The organism is Kitasatospora sp. NPDC036934 (genome assembly GCF_055608425.1).
In genome coordinates this window covers 89,731-105,441 of the sequence record NZ_JBVJQR010000006.1, presented here as the reverse complement: position 1 = coordinate 105,441, position 15,711 = coordinate 89,731, and the positions used below count along the sequence as shown (strand labels likewise).

At 75.2% G+C, this 15,711-nt stretch carries 14 protein-coding genes; 1 reads left to right on the top strand and 13 read right to left on the bottom strand.

The annotated features are described in order from the left end of the window. Positions 1-34 precede the first annotated feature (34 nt). The 10 genes from ACZ7BZ_RS11120 to ACZ7BZ_RS11075 form a co-directional block, all read right to left on the bottom strand. Entirely contained in the window at positions 35-919 is an 885-nt protein-coding gene (locus ACZ7BZ_RS11120) for an SDR family NAD(P)-dependent oxidoreductase (protein ID WP_470358118.1), read from the bottom strand. Continuing rightward, on the bottom strand, positions 916-2,259 hold the full coding sequence (locus tag ACZ7BZ_RS11115; protein ID WP_470358117.1) for an MFS transporter: 1,344 nt from the start codon (positions 2,257-2,259) through the stop codon (positions 916-918). Before ACZ7BZ_RS11115 ends, ACZ7BZ_RS11120 begins: the two co-directional genes overlap by 4 nt. Further along, a complete protein-coding gene (locus ACZ7BZ_RS11110) occupies positions 2,256-3,482 on the bottom strand; it encodes an AMP-binding protein (RefSeq protein ID WP_470358116.1) in 1,227 nt (408 codons plus the stop codon). The genes ACZ7BZ_RS11115 and ACZ7BZ_RS11110 overlap by 4 nt, the downstream gene beginning before the upstream one ends. Further along, positions 3,479-4,546, bottom strand: a complete 1,068-nt coding sequence (locus tag ACZ7BZ_RS11105; protein ID WP_470358115.1) for an ATP-grasp domain-containing protein — start codon at positions 4,544-4,546, stop codon at positions 3,479-3,481. The genes ACZ7BZ_RS11110 and ACZ7BZ_RS11105 overlap by 4 nt, the downstream gene beginning before the upstream one ends. After that, positions 4,543-6,039, bottom strand: coding sequence for a KamA family radical SAM protein (locus ACZ7BZ_RS11100; protein ID WP_470358114.1), 1,497 nt, complete (start codon positions 6,037-6,039; stop codon positions 4,543-4,545). Before ACZ7BZ_RS11100 ends, ACZ7BZ_RS11105 begins: the two co-directional genes overlap by 4 nt. Positions 6,040-6,045: 6 nt before the next feature. After that, a complete protein-coding gene (locus ACZ7BZ_RS11095; RefSeq protein WP_470358113.1) occupies positions 6,046-7,755 on the bottom strand; it encodes a class I adenylate-forming enzyme family protein in 1,710 nt (569 codons plus the stop codon). A 95-nt stretch (positions 7,756-7,850) separates the two neighbouring features. Beyond that, complete coding sequence (locus ACZ7BZ_RS11090) at positions 7,851-9,266, bottom strand: flavin monoamine oxidase family protein (protein ID WP_470358112.1); 1,416 nt, start codon at positions 9,264-9,266, stop codon at positions 7,851-7,853. Continuing rightward, positions 9,263-9,505 carry a phosphopantetheine-binding protein gene (locus ACZ7BZ_RS11085; protein ID WP_470358111.1) on the bottom strand — a complete coding sequence of 81 codons (243 nt, stop codon included), beginning with the start codon at positions 9,503-9,505 and terminating at the stop codon, positions 9,263-9,265. The genes ACZ7BZ_RS11090 and ACZ7BZ_RS11085 overlap by 4 nt, the downstream gene beginning before the upstream one ends. Then, the gene (locus ACZ7BZ_RS11080) at positions 9,502-11,052 is read right to left on the bottom strand and encodes an amino acid adenylation domain-containing protein (RefSeq protein WP_470358110.1); all 1,551 of its coding nucleotides are present in this window, start codon (positions 11,050-11,052) and stop codon (positions 9,502-9,504) included. Before ACZ7BZ_RS11080 ends, ACZ7BZ_RS11085 begins: the two co-directional genes overlap by 4 nt. Positions 11,053-11,314: 262 nt before the next feature. Then, positions 11,315-11,530, bottom strand: a complete 216-nt coding sequence (locus ACZ7BZ_RS11075) for a hypothetical protein (RefSeq protein ID WP_470358109.1) — start codon at positions 11,528-11,530, stop codon at positions 11,315-11,317. Positions 11,531-11,851: 321 nt separating this feature from the next. Between ACZ7BZ_RS11075 and ACZ7BZ_RS11070 the strand changes: the two genes are divergently transcribed. Beyond that, entirely contained in the window at positions 11,852-12,703 is an 852-nt protein-coding gene (locus ACZ7BZ_RS11070) for a universal stress protein (protein ID WP_470358108.1), read from the top strand. A gap of 75 nt (positions 12,704-12,778) precedes the next feature. On the opposite strand, the gene ACZ7BZ_RS11065 is transcribed toward ACZ7BZ_RS11070, so the two are convergent. The 3 genes from ACZ7BZ_RS11065 to ACZ7BZ_RS11055 are packed head-to-tail and all read right to left on the bottom strand — an operon-like array spanning position 12,779 to position 15,698. Then, entirely contained in the window at positions 12,779-13,264 is a 486-nt protein-coding gene (locus tag ACZ7BZ_RS11065; RefSeq protein WP_470358107.1) for a copper chaperone PCu(A)C, read from the bottom strand. Then, positions 13,261-15,510 (bottom strand): heavy metal translocating P-type ATPase, encoded by a 2,250-nt coding sequence (locus ACZ7BZ_RS11060; protein ID WP_470358106.1) that lies wholly within the window; start codon positions 15,508-15,510, stop codon positions 13,261-13,263. The genes ACZ7BZ_RS11065 and ACZ7BZ_RS11060 overlap by 4 nt, the downstream gene beginning before the upstream one ends. Continuing rightward, positions 15,507-15,698 carry a hypothetical protein gene (locus ACZ7BZ_RS11055; RefSeq protein ID WP_470358105.1) on the bottom strand — a complete coding sequence of 64 codons (192 nt, stop codon included), beginning with the start codon at positions 15,696-15,698 and terminating at the stop codon, positions 15,507-15,509. The genes ACZ7BZ_RS11060 and ACZ7BZ_RS11055 overlap by 4 nt, the downstream gene beginning before the upstream one ends. Positions 15,699-15,711: the final 13 nt, after the last annotated feature.

Genomic DNA, 15,711 nt, shown 5'->3' with positions numbered 1-15,711 from the left:
GGTGTCAGCGGTGTCGGTCGGGTCGGTGGGCGGGTCAGGAGGGGGCCCGGCCGAGCCAGCCGCGGGCGAGGGTCTGGACGGCGGAGCCGTCGGGGTCGGCGAGTTTGGCGGCCAGGTAGTCGGCGGCCCAGGCGTTGGCGGGCACCCGGAACGGCGGCCGGCGGGCGCGCAGGGTGCGCACCACCACCTCGGCGACCTCCCTGGCCGGCTGGCCGGCCGACTCCCAGCCCTGGCTGCCGACCCATTCCAGGTAACCGGCGAAGGTGGGCGCGTACGGGCCGGAGGCGGCCTGGATGGTGCTGCGGTCGATGTCGGGGAAGACGCCGAACCCGGTGTCGGGGACGAAGCCGGGCACCACCACCGACACCCGGACGCCGTGTGCCGCGGCCACCGGGGCGAGTGCCTCCATGAAGCCCTCGACGGCGAACTTGGCGGCGCAGTAGGCCTCGTTGAAGGGCTGGCCGACCACGCCGTGCACACTGCCGACGGTGACGAGCCGGCCACCGGCGGCGCGCAGCAGCGGCAGGGCGGCCCGGCTGACGGTGGCGACGCCGAAGAAGTTGACGTCCAGGTTGGCGCGCAGCGCCGCGTCGGTGGACATCTCCAGGGTGGGGTCGGAGTTGGAGACGCCCGCGTTGTTGACCAGGGCGTCCAGCCGCCCGTACCTGCGGTGCACGGCGCTCAGGCAGTCGGCGACGGATCCGGGGTCGGTGACGTCCAGCCGGCGGACGTCGACGGTGACCCCGGCCGTCTCGGCGGCGGAGCGCAGGGCCCCGGCCCGGGCGGGTTCGCGCAGGGTCGCGACGGTGGTGTAGCCGGCCCGGGCCGCGGCGACGGCGGTGGCCAGGCCGATGCCGGAGGAGGTGCCGGTGATCAGCAGGACCCGCCCGGCGGGGTCCACGGGGTCGGGCCCGGTCACGCGGTGTCCTCCACGGCGTCGTCCGCGGTGTCCGCCGCCGCGGTCGCCCCGGCGCGCCCGGCCGCGTCCAGCAGCGGTTGGAGGCCGAGGGCGGGGACGAAGGAGCAGGCCGCCAGCAGGGTGCCGCCGGCCATGGTGAACCGGGCGGCGTCCAGGACGCCGAGCGGTCCGGTGAGCAGCGAGACGGCCAGGCCGCCGATCAGCGCGGCGAGCGGGATCACTCCCCAAGTGACGGTGCGGAAGGCGGCGTGCATCACGCCCTGGTTGCGCGCGGACATCCGGGACTGCCGGGCCGGGGCGCTGCACACGTTGATGCAGGACATGAAGAAGCCGTAGCAGCCCATGGTCACGGCGATCACCGGGCCGGCCGGCAGCGCGGGGGCGGCGAGCACGCCGAGGCCGACCAGGCAGTGCAGCAGCAGCGACCAGGCCATCGTCCGGCCGAGGCCGTACCGCCGGGAGAGCCGGGGGGCGACCACGGCCCCGAGCAGCGCGCCGAGCGCCGCGACCGACATGGCCGCGCCGAAGACGCCGACCTGGACGCCCAGGCCGCGGTAGGCCAGCACGGGCAGCACGGTGACGAACACCGGGCCGCCGGAGTTGAGGATCACCGCCGCCAGCACCACCCGGCGCAGCACCGGGTCGGACCAGTTGAGCCGGAAGCCGAGGGTCAGCCGCTCCCGGACGGAGCCCTCCGTGACCGTCCGCTCGCCCCAGGGGCGCATGGACCGGAAGCAGGCCGCCGAGACCAGGTAGCTGGCCGCGTCGACCAGCAGGGCGGCCACGCCGAGCGCGCTGTAGAGGGCGGCGGCGATGGACGGCCCGGCGACCTCGGAGACCGAGCCGCTTCCCTCCAGCCGGGAGTAGGCGCGGACCATGGCGCCCTCGGGCACCACGGCGGGGACGGCGACCAGGTAGCCGACGTTGAAGAAGATGGTCGCGCCGCTGATCACGGCCACGCAGCCGAACAGCAGCGGGGTGGAGAGCACGCCCAGCGCGTAGGCGAGCGGGATCGCGGCGACGGCGGCCAGCCGGACCAGGTCGCAGGCCAGCATGGTGCGGCGCTTGTCCCAACGGTCCACCAGCACCCCGGCGATCGGGCCGAGCAGCGGGATGCCGAGGTACTGGGCCATCGCCACCACGCCGACCTGGAGGGCGGAGGCGTGCAGCGCGAAGATCATCAGGGTCGGGACGACGAAGACGGTGACCTTGTCGCCGACCAGGCTGACGGTCTGTCCGGCCCAGAACAGCGAGAAGCCGCGCCCGAGCGGCATCGGGCGGGACGAGCCGTCCGGGCGGGCCGGCTCGTCCGGGCGGGACGGCGCCGGGTCCGCCGTCATGACTCCTCCCGGACGACCAGCCCGGCGGTCTTGCCGGTGCGGCCGTTGCTGACCAGTTCCGCCACCGGGCGTACCCGGAAGGAGCCCGGGTCGTGCTGGAAGGCGGTGCCGAGGGTGAAGGTGGCGGTGAACAGTTCGGTGCGCAGCCGCTCGACGTCGGGGGCGGGCGCCGGCCCGGCGGGAACCACCAGCAGTTCCACGCCGGTCGCCCGGCCGGCCCGCTCGGTGAGCACCACCTGGGCCCGGGCCACGCCCGGGGTGCGCTCCGCCCGGGCGATCAGCTCGTCCACGTCCAGGCCGAGGCCGCGCACCTGGACGACGCTGTCGCGCCGTCCCAGCACCCGCATGGCGGGCTCCGGGCGCCCGCACGGGCAGGCGGTCAACTCGCCCGCGTCGCCGGTGCGGTAGCGCAGCACCGGGTTGAGCATCGCCGGGTCCAGGGCGGTGAAGTCCAGCAGGCCGTCGGCGTCGGCGTGCACCAGTTGGTGCGGCAGCGGGTGGAAGAGGTCCGCCGGGCAGTCGGGGGTGTTGGTGCCGACCACCCAGGTCTCGGTGCTGCCGAACATGCCCCAGCGCCGGGCCTGCGGGGCGACTGCGGCGAGGTCGGCGGCCAGTTGCGGCTGCCAGGCCTCGCCGAGCCACAACACCTTGCGCAGCGCGGGGAGTTCGATCCCGGCGGCGCGAGCGTGGGCGAACCAGAGCCGCAGCACGCTGGGGGTGCCGCCGATGGCCGTCACCCGGCGGGCGGCCAGGAACTCCAGCCAGGCGCCGTACTCGTCCCCGGGGACGGAGCCGAGGGCGATGATCCGGCAGCCGGAGAGGTCGGCGAGCGCGGCGGCGAGGAAGTGCGCGCCCCACATCCGGCCGGCGCCCCAGGCGTTGACGAAGAGGTCGGTGCGGTCGAGCGGCTGCCAGTGGGCGTGCACCCCGGCCATGTAGAAACCGGTGGGGGCGTAGCCGAGCTTCGGGGCGCCGGTGGAGCCGCCGCTCTGGAACAGCCAGGTGGCGGACTGCTCGGCGGCCGGCTCCAGGTGGGCGAGGGCCGTGTTGAGGTCGTCCTTGGCCAGCGGCGGGAGGTCGGCGAGCCGCTCCAGGGTGTCGGCGTCCAGGTGCGCCGGGTAGCGCGCGGCCAGGGCGGGGACGCTCCGCAGCCGCTCCAGGGTGCGCCGGGCCACGTGCAGCCGGGGCCCGGCGGCCTCGGGGGCGAGCGAGAAGGCGGTCATCGGGGGTCCGTCCGGTGCTGGGGGCCGAGGGGGAGGGAGAGCGGGCGGGCGCCGTCGGCGAGCCACTGGGCGTGGCCGTCCCGGTAGGCGGCGAACCGGGCCCGGGTGACGTCCCGTTGGAGGGTGCGGTCCGGGTCGGTGTGGTCGGGGGCGATCACGCCGTCCGGCTCCAGCTCGGAGAACCAGTAGCGCTCGCCGTCGTACAGGAAGTCGACGCAGAAGAACGGGATCGGCAGCCGTTCGGCGAACCAGGCGGTGGCGGCGGCGAGTTCGGGTGGCACCGGGGGGAACTCCATGCCCCCGCCGCGGCTGGCGTTGGCGACCGGGGAACCGGGTTCGGGGGTGCGCTTCATCACCGCGTAGGGGCGGCCGTCGACCACGTACACCCGGTAGTCGATGGTGCCGTCGCCCAGGTAGGGCTGGATCACCAGGCTGGTGTCGCCGCCCTGGGCGAGGCTGGCCAGGCCCCGGACGTCCTCGGGGCTCCGGGCCAGGTTGATCCCGCCGCCGCCGCACCAGCCGGCGGGCTTGACGATGGCCGGGTAGGTCATGGTGCCGAGCGCGACCTCGTAGCCGTACTTGGCGGTGTCCCGGCCGGTGCCGATCCGCACGGTCGGGATGGTCGGCACCGGGGAGTCGGCCAGGAACAGCAGGGTGGCCAGCTTGTCGTTGCCGATCAGCGACACCTGGGGCGGGAACGGCAGGTAGAAGCCGGCCTGTTCGAGCACCGCGTAGAGGGCGTACTGGTTGAAGACGTCCATCGCCTGGTACGGCAGCGAGTAGAGCGCGGTGATGAACAGGGTGTCCTCGGGGGTCACCGGTTCGTCGTCCACGTACACCCGGGGGCGGCCGGGGCCGGTGGCGTCCACGCTGACGGCGTCCGGGGCGTGCCGGCTCCAGCGCAGGCCGAGGTCGGCGGCGCTCTCGGCGTAGAGGTCCCAGAAGAAGCCGTGCCACATCTCGGCCATCCGGGAGGACTCCCGGTCGGGGAAGATCCAGCACATCCGGCGCAGCGGGCCGGCCGGGTCGCCGGGGCGGGGGCGCTCAGCGGTGCGGGTGCTCATCGGGCTCCTCGGGGTGCGGGGGACGACTCGGCCCACCAGCGGCGGCCGGCCTCGGGGAGGGTGTCCACCGGGTCGTAGTAGGGGTGGCGCCGGTCGAGCGCGGGCTCGTCGGCCGGGTCGTGCTCCAGGCTGGTGCGGTAGTTCTTGGTCCAGTACGAGATGCCGCGCTCGCGGTCGTAGGCCACGGCCTGGTGCACCCAGCGCTTGCCGACGTTCGGGACGTCGCAGACCAACCGGGGGGTGGCGTAGCCGGGGAGGTAGCCCATGATCGCCTCCTGGAGGTGCTGGGCCCGGTGCAGCGGGGTGCGCCAGTGCTCGGCGCCCGGGACGACGTCGCAGAGGTAGAAGTAGTACGGCAGGACGTTGGCTTCGCCCTGGAGGGCGAAGCAGAGGTCCAGCAGGTCCTCCGGGGTGTCGTTGACGCCGCGCATCAGCACGCCCTGGTTGCGGACGTCCCGGACGCCCGCGTCCAGCAGCGCCCGGGCGGCCTCGGCGACCAGCGGGGTGACGGATCGGACGTGGTTGGCGTGGGTGTGCACGGCGAGGTTGACGGCCCGGCGGGCGGCGATGCCGGCGACCCTGGCCACCCCCTCCAGCACCCGGGGCTGCAGCCAGTGCTGGGGCAGGCCCACCACGGCCTTGCTGGCCAGCCGGATGTCGCGGACCGAGCCGAGGTCCAGCAGCCGCAGCAGGAAGGACTCCAGGCGCGGCCAGGGGACGTTGGCGAGGTCGCCGCCGGAGACCACCACGTCGCGCACCGAGGGGGTGCGCTTGAGGTAGTCGAGCATCTGCTCCTGCCGGTCGGCGGGGCGCAGCAGCAGCCGGGTCTTGGCGACCTGCGGGGTGGAGGTGCCGACCAGGTCCATCCGGGTGCACTGGCCGCAGTACTGGGGGCAGGTGGCGGTCAGTTCGGCGAGCACCTTGGTGGGGTAGCGGTGGGTCAGGCCCTCGACGGCCCACATGTCCGCCTCGTGCAGGGAGTCCCGTTCGGCCCGCGGGTGGCTGGGCCAGCGCGGGTGGCGGTCGGTCCGGGCCGGCAGCATGTAGCGGCGCACCGGGTCGGCCAGGAAGGCCTCGGTGAAGGCCCGCGGCTCGACCGGGGCGACGGCCGCCATGGTGTTCAGCACCTGGGGCGGTAGCAGGATCGGCATGGTGGCGAACTGGGCCTGGTCGGCCGCGAGTTCGTCGTAGAACCGGTCGGTGAGCAGCTCGCCGACGACGGCCCGCAGTTGGCGGGCGTTCTGGACGGAGTGGGCGCGCTGCCACTGGGCGTCGCGCCACTGGGCCTCGGTGACCCGCCGCCAGCCGGGCAGCCGGCGCCAGTCCGGTTCGACCAGCGGCGTGCGGACGTACTGGTACGGCTGGCGGATCGCGGGGCGCTCCGGCGGGTCGCCCGCAGCGTGGTCCGGCGGGTTGCCCGCAGGGTTCTTCGCCGGCTTGCCCGCAGGGTCGTTCGCGGGGTGGTCCGCCGGACGGTGCACTGGGTGGTCCACGGCGCCCTACTGGCCGGTGAGGAGGGCGGCGTGGCGGGTGCGCAGTTCGCGTTTGAGCACCTTGCCGGTCGGGCCGAGCGGGAAGTCCTCCGGGGTGCGGGCGAGTCGGACGGCGGCGAGGGCGGCCAGTCCGGTGGCGGCCAGCGCCCGGTTGGCGGCGGCCCGGACCGCCTCCTCGGCGCCGTCCTCCGCCACTCCGTCCTGCAACTGCACGACGGCGACGGGGAGTTGTCCGGCGCCGGGGCCGGCCGGGACGCCGACCACCGCACAGTCCCGGACCAGCTCGGCGCAGTCGGCCAGCAGCACCTCCTCCAGCGGCAGGCTGTAGACCGGGCCGTCGACGGTGTCGATGACGTCCACGGTGCGGTCCAGGTGGTGGAAGCGGCCCTCGGCGTCGCGGCGGGCGACGTCGCCGGTGAGCCAGTAGCCGGCCAGCTCGAAGCTCGCGGTCAGCCGCTCGTCGTTCCAGTAGCCCGGGGTCAGCGAGGGCGAGTCGACGGCCAGCAATCCGGGGGTGCCGTCCGGGAGTTCGGTGCCGTCGTGGTCCAGGACGGCGGCCCGGCGGACCACCTCCAGCGGTCGGCCGACGCAGCGGTCGTCGCGCCCGCTCTCCGGGGTGGTGACCTGGCCGAACAACGCCATGCCCATTTCGGAGGAGCCCAGCCCGTCGACGAACTGCGAGCCGGGCAGGGCGGGTTGCTCGGCCTGCTGCCGCGGCAGCAGCCAGGGGCGGATGAGTCCGGCGGGCCGCTCGCCGAGGGTGACCAGCCGGCGGATGTGCCCGTGGTGGGCGCTGTCGCCGGTGTTGAACCAGGAGTGCACCCGGGCCGCGCCGCGCACCGGCAGCTCGCCGGTGGCCAGTTCGACGAAGGTCCGCGGGAAGGAGGCGACCATGGTCGGCTGGAAGGCCTCCATCACCGGCTCCACCACGCTGCGCCGCCAGTCGGACATCACCACGGTCGGCAGCCCGAGCAGGACGGCGGTGAGGAAGTAGCTGAGGCCGCCGGCGTGGGTGTGCGGCATCAGCGACATCAGCCGGTCGTAGGGCTCGGCGGGGAAGCGCGTCATGCGCGGCTGCTTGCCGTCCCAGAAGCCGCGGTGCGCCAGCATGGTCGACTTGGGGGTGCCGGTGGTGCCGGAGGAGTGGATCAGCGCCACCACGTCCTCGGCGGCGTGCCGGTACGGGTGGTCGGCGGGCAGGTCGGCGCCGGAGGCGTCGAAGGCCCGCACCTCGGCGGCCGGGGCCAGGAAGCGAGGGCGCCGCTGGGGGTCCTGGCGGTAGGCGGCGGCCAGCCGGGTGGTGTCGTCGGCGACGACACCGACCACGCCGACGTGGTCCAGGTAGCGCACCAGCGCGTCGTGCCGCAGCGCGTCGTTGACCAGTGCGGGGACGGCGCCGAGCGAGGTGAGCGCGAGGAAGTGCAGCAGCGGCTCCAGCCCCTCGCCGACCACCACGGCGACCGGTTCGCCGGGACGCACCCCGTTGGCGTGGTACCAGGTGGCGTAGCGGTCGCGCAGGGCGACCAGGTCGAGCAGGCTGTGGCCGCGCAGCACGACCTCGCCGCGGTGGTCGGTGCGGTGGGTGAAGACGAACGGGACGGACCGGTGGGGGTTCGCCGCGACCGCGTGGTCGAGGAAGTTGCCGGCCCCGAGGGCGGGTTCGGTCATCAGCCGCTCGCGGGCGGCGAGGGGCGCGATGGGGGTCTGATCGCTCATGGCGGTCTCCGGACGTGGGGTGCCGGGCGCGCGTCCTCGTGGGACGGCGCCTGGGGGGTGTGGTGAGGGTGTGGTGAGTGGCCGGGGCCGGGGGCTCAGTCGCGGGCGAGGACCTCGGCGACCACGCGGTGGCCGGAGCGGACCGCGCCCTCCATCAGGCCGAAGAAGGCGGTGCTGGTCTCGGTGCCGGCCCAGTGCACCCGCCGGTGCGGCGCGGTCAGCGTCGGGCCGGTGCGGATCCAGTCGCCGGGCCCCAGCAGGGCGGCGTAACAGCCCTTGCTGTACGGGTCGTCGAGCCAGTCGGTGATGTGGACGGCGACCGGCTCGGGGAGCATCGGGAACAGCCGCCCGGCCTGCTCGACGACCTCGGCGCGCTGCCGCTCCGGGGTGAGCGCGCCGAAGCGGTGGGCCTCGGCGCCGGTGACGAAGCCGGTCAGCACGCCGATCCCGGCCGCGGGCGAGTCGTCCACGGTGGACAGCAGCGGCCCCCGGGCGTTGACCGACCAGCCGGAGAGGCCGTGTTCGCGCCAGAGCGGGGACGGGTGCACCAGGTGGACCTTGATCGCGCAGCCGCGCGCGGTGCGCTCCCCGGCGCGCGGCGCCGGCAGCGCGGGTTCGAAGGAGATCGCGTCGGCGAGCAGCGGTGGCAGGGCCAGCACCGCGACGTCAGCCCGGTGGGTGCCCCGGTCGGTGTGCACCGTCACCGCCCGGTCGTCCTGGTGGACGGCCCGGACCGGCTCGCCCAGGCGCACCCGGGCGCCGAGCCGTTCGGCCAGCCGCTCGCACAGCTGGTGGGCGCCGCCGTCGATCCGGTCCTGCTGGGCGCCGCCGGCGAAGGCGTTGAGGTAGCGCAGGCCGCCGCCGGAGCGCAGGTAGAAGGCCAGGTGCAGGACGGACACGTCGGCCGGGTCGGCGGCGCACATCTCGCCGAGGAAGAGCGGGAAGAAGAGCCGGGCGTCCGGGTGGGTGAGGTGCTGTTCGGCCCACTCGGCGGCGGTCAGGGCGTCCAGCCGCTCGGCGTCGGGGGTGAGCCAGGGGGCTTCCGGCCGTACCGCGTCGGTGAGTTCGGCCAGCCGCTCGAAGAGGTCGCCGAGGGCGACGGCGTTCAGCGGGGGGAACCGGCCGTCCAGGGTGGCGGCTTCGGGGCCGCACCCGGCGTTCGGGGTGGGGTCGGTGTTCGGGGTCTCGTTGGTGTTGGGGGTGTCCTGGGCGCCCGGAGTGTCCTCGGTGAGGGCGAAGCGGCTGGCGCCGAGCATCGTGGTGGGGGTGGTCTTGAGTCCCAAGTCGGCGGCAAGGGCCAGCAGTTCGGTATGCCGGTCGCCGAGGTAGGCGGCGCCGGCGTCGACCAGGACGCCGGGGGCGGCCTCGATGCCGTGGGTGCGTCCGCCGACCCGGTCCCGGGCCTCCAGCACGGTGACGGCGTACCCGTGGGCGGCCAGTCCGGTCGCCGCGGTGAGCCCGGCCAGGCCGGCGCCGACCACGACGGCGCTGGGTCTGTGGTCCTCGGTCATGCGGCGGCCGCGATGCGCTGGGCGAGGCCGGCCGGGGTGGGCGCGAGCAGGAAGTCGTCGAAGGTGAGCTCGACGCCGTGGGCGCGGGCCACGGCGCTCAGCACCCGGGTGGCGACCAGGGAGTCGCCGCCCAGGTCGAAGAAATCGGACTCGGCGGTGACGTCCTCCCGTTCCAGCACGCGCCGGAAGACGGTCACCAGGGCCTGGGTGTCGGCGGGGGTGGTGAGGTCGGTGCTCATGGGGAGGTCTCCTTCGACCTGTCGGGGGAGCCCGCGTAGCGCAGGTGGCAGCCGGTCCGGTCGACCTTGCCGCTCGGGGTGTGCACCAGGGCGGGCACCAGGGTGATCCGGCCCGGCACGAGGTGGCCGGGGACGCTCGCGCGCAGGTGGCGCAGCAGTTCGCGGTCCAGCTCGGGGGTGGCGGCGTACGGGCGGGGCACCACGTACGCGACCAGGGTGGTGCGGCCGGCCGTGGTGACGCCGGTGACGGCGGCGGCGGAGACGTCCGGGTGGCCGGTGAGGTGCGCCTCCACTTCGGCCGGGTCCACCCGGATGCCGCGGACCTTCAACTCGCCGTCCAGCCGGCCCCGGTGGCTGAGCAGCCCGTCCGGGTCGCGGCTCATCCGGTCGCCGGTGCGGAAGAAGCGTTCGCCGTCCAGGGTGGTGAACCGCGCCGCGGTGGCCTCGGGCAGGCCTAGGTAGCCGAGCGCGAGCGACGGCCCGCCGATCAGCAACTCGCCCTGCTCGTCGAGGCGTTCGACGATGTGCGGCAGAGCGCGGCCGATCGGTGCGCGGGCGGTGCCGTCCCAGCCGCGCCCGGGCGCCAGCGGACCGGCGAGGTCCACGGCGTGGGTGATCTGGGTGGTCTCGGTGCAGCCGTAGGTGTTCAGCAGCCGGATCCCGCCGGTCGGCAGCCGGGCCCAGTCGGCCAGTCTGGCGGGTGCGGCGGCCTCCCCGCCGATCACCAGCAGGCGCAGGCAGGTGGGCAGCCGGTCGCCGGAGTCGACCAGGTGGTGGACCAGTTCGTGCCAGAAGGCGGTGGGCAGGTCCAGCACGGTGATCCGCTCGTGTTCGATCAGCCGCAGGAACCTGGGGAAGGAGCCGCTGTGCGCGTCCCGGTCGATGACCAGGGCCGCGCCGGTGGTGAGGGTCGGCAGGATCTCCTCGAAGCAGGTGTCCCAGTTGAGCGAGGCGAACTGGAGCACCCGGTCCTCGGGGGTGAGCCGGAACAGCGCGCCCAGGGCGTGGGCGGTGGCGGCGACGGCCCGGCGGGGTGTCAGGACGGGTTTCGGCTGCCCGGTCGAACCCGAAGTGAAGAGAATGTAGGCCGGTTGCTCCGGGTCGGCTCCGGGCGGGTGCGCCGGGGGGCTTCCCGGGGGGTTCCCGGAGTTTTTCGATGGTTCGGGTAACTCCACTAATCGCATTGCGAGTTCGAGGTGGTCGGTCGAGTCGGCGGACACCGCGGTACGGCACCGAGCGGCCGCCGCCATGGCGAGTCGGCGGGCCGCAGGGAATGCCGGATCGACGGGACAATAGGTGCCTCCGGCGGTCAGCACGCCGAGAAGTGCGACCACCGTTTCCGGTGCGTGGACGGCCGGCACGGCGACCGTGCCGGGGTCCGGGCCCAGGCGGGTGGCCAGGGCGTTCGCCGCCTCCTGGAGGCGGCCGTAGGTCAGGGCGTGTCCGTGGTGGACGATCGCCGGACGGCGGGGATTTCGACGTGCGATATCACTGAACGCGTCAAGTAGGTCGGGGGCGACCTGGAGAGTACCGTGATTATTTGACATGCCCGCCCCAAATGCGCTGAGAACTGCTCATCCGTGCTCGGCGAACGGCGACTCTACCTTCGAACATGCGTGGCGACAATGGATGTTGAGGGTGTTCTTCCAAGGCTCCGTGGTGGAACTGTGAACTGCCCCCGACCGGCCCGTCCGTTCGAGCAAGGACCGTGCCGGCGAGCTGGTCTGACATGTCCTCAACTCACAGTGGAGTCCCGGGTTCCGATGGATCCGCGCGCACCCCTTGCCGACCGCGCGCCCGTTCGCTTGACTACCGGTCGGAACGCGGAGCGGCGGTGCCCGGCCGGCTCGGCCTCCCGGCCTCGCCGCCACCCGCCGAGCGGTGCGGATCGCTCGCGATCAGGCCCGCCAGGGCCCGTACGCGGGCGAGCGGGAGGCAGCCGATCGGCGGGGTCCACTGGTTGACCTTGCTGGAGAGCACTGCGCCCGGGCCGTCGTCGCCGCGCAGCCGCCAGGCGAAGACCACCGCGACGATCGGCTCGGGGACAGGCCAGAAGCGTGGCCGGGAGCGCGGCGCGGCGGTGGTGGCGGAGTTCCCCCGTACGGCGGCGGGCGCGCGGTTCGGCCCGACCGCCGGGAATCCGTGTCCATGCGGTGGCGCCCGGGTGTCGGCGGGGTGACGGCCGGGGTCGCCCGTACTGTTCCGGCGGGGGGTCTTTCGTCCCGTGGGCGGAGGGCTTGTGGCCTCTGGCGGCGAGTCGCCGACGGGAGCAGGGTGGGAGCGGAGCAGAGCGGACGGGGCGTCAGGGCGCACCGGTCCCGACGCGGAACCAGTGGAGGAACGCACATGACGTCAACCGTGGTGGCCGGGGTCGACGGCTCACCGGAGAGCACCGCCGCCGCCCAGTGGGCCGCCGAGGAGGCGCAGCGTCGCGGGGCCTCGCTGAGGCTGGTGCACGCCTGGCCGTGGCTGACCGACGGGGTGTCCTCCTTCGCCGAGCCCGACGACCTGCCCGCCGCCGCCCAGCGCACCCTGGTCGAGGCCGCCGACGGCATCCGCGCGCGCCACCCCGAACTGGCCGTGGCCACCGACGCGGTGCTGGACGCCCCGGTTGACGGACTGGTGGCCGCCGCCGCGGACGCCGACCTGCTGGTGCTCGGCTCGCGCGGGCGCGGCGGCTTCACCGGGCTGCTGCTCGGCTCGGTCAGCATGGCGGTCGCCGGGCGCAGCGGCGCGCCGGTGGTCGTGGTGCGGGAGACCGGCTCCGCGGGTTCCGGCGAGGTGGTGGTCGGCGTCGACGCGCACGCCCCCGAGGAGGAGGTGCTCGCCTTCGCCTTCCAGGAGGCGGCCCTGCGCGGTGCCCCGCTCCGGGCCGTGCACGGCTGGGACCTGCCGCCCCTGTTCGGCTATGCGGGCGGGGCCGTCCCGGCGGGCGAGGTCGAGCAGTTGAAGGCCCTGGAGGCGAAACTGCTGTCGCTCGCCCTGGCCGGGCAGCGCGAGCAGCACCCGGCCGTCGAGGTGGTCGAGGACGTCCGGCTGGGCGCCGCCCGCGGCCTGGTGGAGACCTCCGCCGGCGCCGCAATGGTGGTGGTCGGCCGGCGGCGCCGCCCGAACGAGCTAGGCCCCCGGCTCGGCCGGGTCGCCCACGCGGCGCTGCACCACGCCGAGGCACCGGTGGCGGTCGTTCCGCACGGCTGACGTACGGCCTGCCGTCGGACGTGACGGCCCGGCGGCGCGGAACGTCACTGGTTCCGCGCCGCCGGGCCGTCACGCTCAGCGCGGGCGCTCGCCCGGCGGCAGGACCCTGGCGGCCAGGCGCAGTGGCGGGCTGTGCCGGAAGGTGAGGGTGAAGCCCACCCACTGGCCGCTGGTCAGCGGGGGCGGGGCGGCGATCATCAGATCGGAGTCCTCCGGGGACATCGCCAGTTCGCCGCGGGCGGGGACGGGCAGGCCGGAGACCGGCTCCCAGCGGCCGGCCGAGCCCTGGTGCAGATGCCGCTTGAGGGTGATCGGACCGCCGAACTCCCATCTGGCTCCGGTCAGTTCGTCGGGTGCGTCGCCCGGGTTGCGGATCGTGAAGAAGGCCGCGGTGGCCGAGCCGGCGCCCGCCGTGGGCAACAGCACCCAGCCGGCGTCGGCCTCCACCGGGCGGGGGCGGCCGGCGCCGCCGAGCGCCGTCCAGCCGGTCAGCAGGGCCAGTGCGAGCGCCGCCGCGCCGACCGGCGGGCCGACCACCGTGAACCGGTCGGTCATCCTCATCGCCGGCCCCCGTTCCGCTGCCCGCGCCCCGGCTCCCAGGTGCGCAGCCGCAGGCTGTTGCCCACCACCAGCAGCGAACTGAGCGACATCGCCACCGCCGCCAGCATCGGGTTCAGCAGCCCGACGGCCGCCAGCGGGATCAGCACCAGGTTGTAGCCGAAGGCCCACAACAGGTTGGTCCGGATGGTGGCCAGGGTCCGCCGGGCCAGCCGCACCGCGTCCACCACCGCCTCGATCTCGCCGCGCACCAGGGTCAGCCCGGCCGCGCCGATCGCAGCGTCACTGCCGGAGGCCAGCGCCACCCCGAGGTCGGCCGTGGCCAGCGCGACCGCGTCGTTGACGCCGTCGCCGACCACCGCCACCGTCCGTCCGGCGGCGCGCAGTTCGGCTACCACCTCGGCCTTGCGCTCCGGCGAGGCCGAGGCGTGCACCCGCCGGATGCCCAGCTCGCCGGCCACCGCCTCGGCCGCGCCCGGACCGTCGCCGGTCAGCAGCACGGTCTCCAGACCCATCCCGCGCAGCCGGTGCAGTGCCCGCCAGCTGCCGGAGCGCAGCGTGTCGCCGACCGCGAGCACGGCCGCGGCCCGCCCGTCCAGCTCCACCAGTACGGCGGTACGGCCCGCCGCCCCGGGTGCCGCCACCGCCGCCGCGAGCTCCGGGGGCAGCTCGGCGCGGTCCGGGCGGACGGCCCGGACCGCCCGGCCCTCGACCGTGCCGGACACCCCGAGGCCGGTCGCGGCCGCGAAGCCCGCCACCGGCGGCAGGGGCCCGCAGCGCTCCCGGGCGGCCGCCGCCACGGCCCGTCCGACCGGGTGCTCCGAACGGTGCTCGACCGCGCCCACCAGCCGCAGCACCTCCTGCTCCGGACACTCCCCGGTGACCGTCACCGCCGCCAGCTCCATCCGGCCGGTCGTCAGCGTGCCGGTCTTGTCCACCACCACGGTGTCCACCCGGCGCAGGCTCTCCAGCACCTCCGGGCCGCGTACCAGCACACCCAGTTCGGCGCCCCGGCCGGTCGCCGCCAGCAGCGCCGTGGGGGTGGCCAGGCCCAGCGCGCACGGGCAGGCCACCACCAGGACGGCCACCGCCGCCGTCACTGCCGCCTGCGGGGCGGCGCCCGCGCCCAGCCAGAAGCCCAGCACGCACACCGCGACCGTCAGCACACAGGGCACGAACACCCCGGCCACCGCGTCCGCCAGCCGCTGCGCCCGGGCCTTGCCGGCCTGGGCGTCGGCCACCAGCGCGGTGATCCGGGCCAGTTGGGTGTCCGCGCCGACGGCCGTGGCCCGTACCACCAGCGCGCCGCCGACGTTCACCGTCGCGCCCGCCACCTGGTCCCCGGGGCCGACCTCCACCGGCACGCTCTCCCCGGTCAGCAGGCTCAGGTCCAGCGCCGAACCGCCGTCGACCACCACCCCGTCGGTGGCCACCCGCTCACCCGGGCGCACCACGAACTCCTGCCCCGGCAGCAGGAGTTCGATCGGCATCAGGCGCTCCTCGCCGTCGTCCGCCCGGACGCACACCTGCTTGGCGCCCAGCTCGGCCAGCGCCCGCAGCGCGGACCCGCTGCGCCGGCGCACCCGGCCCTCCAGCAGCCGCCCGGCCAGTACGAACAGCGGCACGCCGACCGCCGCCTCCAGGTACACGTGCGCCGCGCCGCTGCCGTCGGCGGTCAGCGAGAACGGCATCCGCATGCCCAACTGCCCGGCCCCGCCCAGGAACAGCGCGTACGCCGACCAGCCGAAGGAGGCGACGACACCCAGGCTGACCAGGGTGTCCATGGTCGCTGCGGCATGCCGCAGCCCCTGCAGCGCCCGCCGGTGGAAGCCCGCCGAACCCCAGGTCACCACCGGCACGGCCAGCCCGAAGCAGACCCACTGCCAGGCGGTGAACTGAAGCGCCGGCACCATCGACAGGACCAGCACAGGGACGGCCGGTAGGGCGGCCACCAGCAGCCGCCACCGCTCGTCCGGCTCCTCCGCGGCGATCCCGGCCGGCACCCCGGCGGGCGCCGGCTCGGCGGTGTAACCGGCCCGCTCCACGGCCGCGACCAGCTCCGCGACGGACACCCCGGCCGGGTGCAGCACCCGGGCCCGGCCGGTGGCCAGGTTCACTCCGGCCGTCACCCCGTCGATCCGGCCCAGCCGCTTCTCCACCCGGCCCACGCACGCGGCACAGGTCATCCCGCCGACCGCCAGATCGGTGGACACCAGCTCCCCGGCCTCCGCGCCCACGGCCGGGCTCATCGCATCCCGCCCATGTCGTGCCCACCCGTCCCGGGCGAAGCCCCGCCACCCCGGCCCGGCGTCAGCCCCGGCGCCACCGGCCCCACCTGCCTCCCCGCCCCGTAGGCCACCACGAACACCACCACCAGCAGCAGGACGAACCCCGCCAGCACACTCAACGGCCGGACACCCGGCGACTTCGCACTCACGCCCCACCAGTCG

Coding starts and splice junctions, on each gene's coding strand:
- ACZ7BZ_RS11115 (WP_470358117.1), bottom strand. CDS start 2,259: ATGACGGCGGACCCGGCGCCGTCCCGCCCGGACGAGCCGGCCCGCCCG.
- ACZ7BZ_RS11110 (WP_470358116.1), bottom strand. CDS start 3,482: ATGACCGCCTTCTCGCTCGCCCCCGAGGCCGCCGGGCCCCGGCTGCAC.
- ACZ7BZ_RS11105 (WP_470358115.1), bottom strand. CDS start 4,546: ATGAGCACCCGCACCGCTGAGCGCCCCCGCCCCGGCGACCCGGCCGGC.
- ACZ7BZ_RS11095 (WP_470358113.1), bottom strand. CDS start 7,755: ATGAGCGATCAGACCCCCATCGCGCCCCTCGCCGCCCGCGAGCGGCTG.
- ACZ7BZ_RS11090 (WP_470358112.1), bottom strand. CDS start 9,266: ATGACCGAGGACCACAGACCCAGCGCCGTCGTGGTCGGCGCCGGCCTG.
- ACZ7BZ_RS11085 (WP_470358111.1), bottom strand. CDS start 9,505: ATGAGCACCGACCTCACCACCCCCGCCGACACCCAGGCCCTGGTGACC.
- ACZ7BZ_RS11080 (WP_470358110.1), bottom strand. CDS start 11,052: ATGTCAAATAATCACGGTACTCTCCAGGTCGCCCCCGACCTACTTGAC.
- ACZ7BZ_RS11070 (WP_470358108.1), top strand. CDS start 11,852: ATGACGTCAACCGTGGTGGCCGGGGTCGACGGCTCACCGGAGAGCACC.
- ACZ7BZ_RS11065 (WP_470358107.1), bottom strand. CDS start 13,264: ATGAGGATGACCGACCGGTTCACGGTGGTCGGCCCGCCGGTCGGCGCG.
- ACZ7BZ_RS11060 (WP_470358106.1), bottom strand. CDS start 15,510: ATGAGCCCGGCCGTGGGCGCGGAGGCCGGGGAGCTGGTGTCCACCGAT.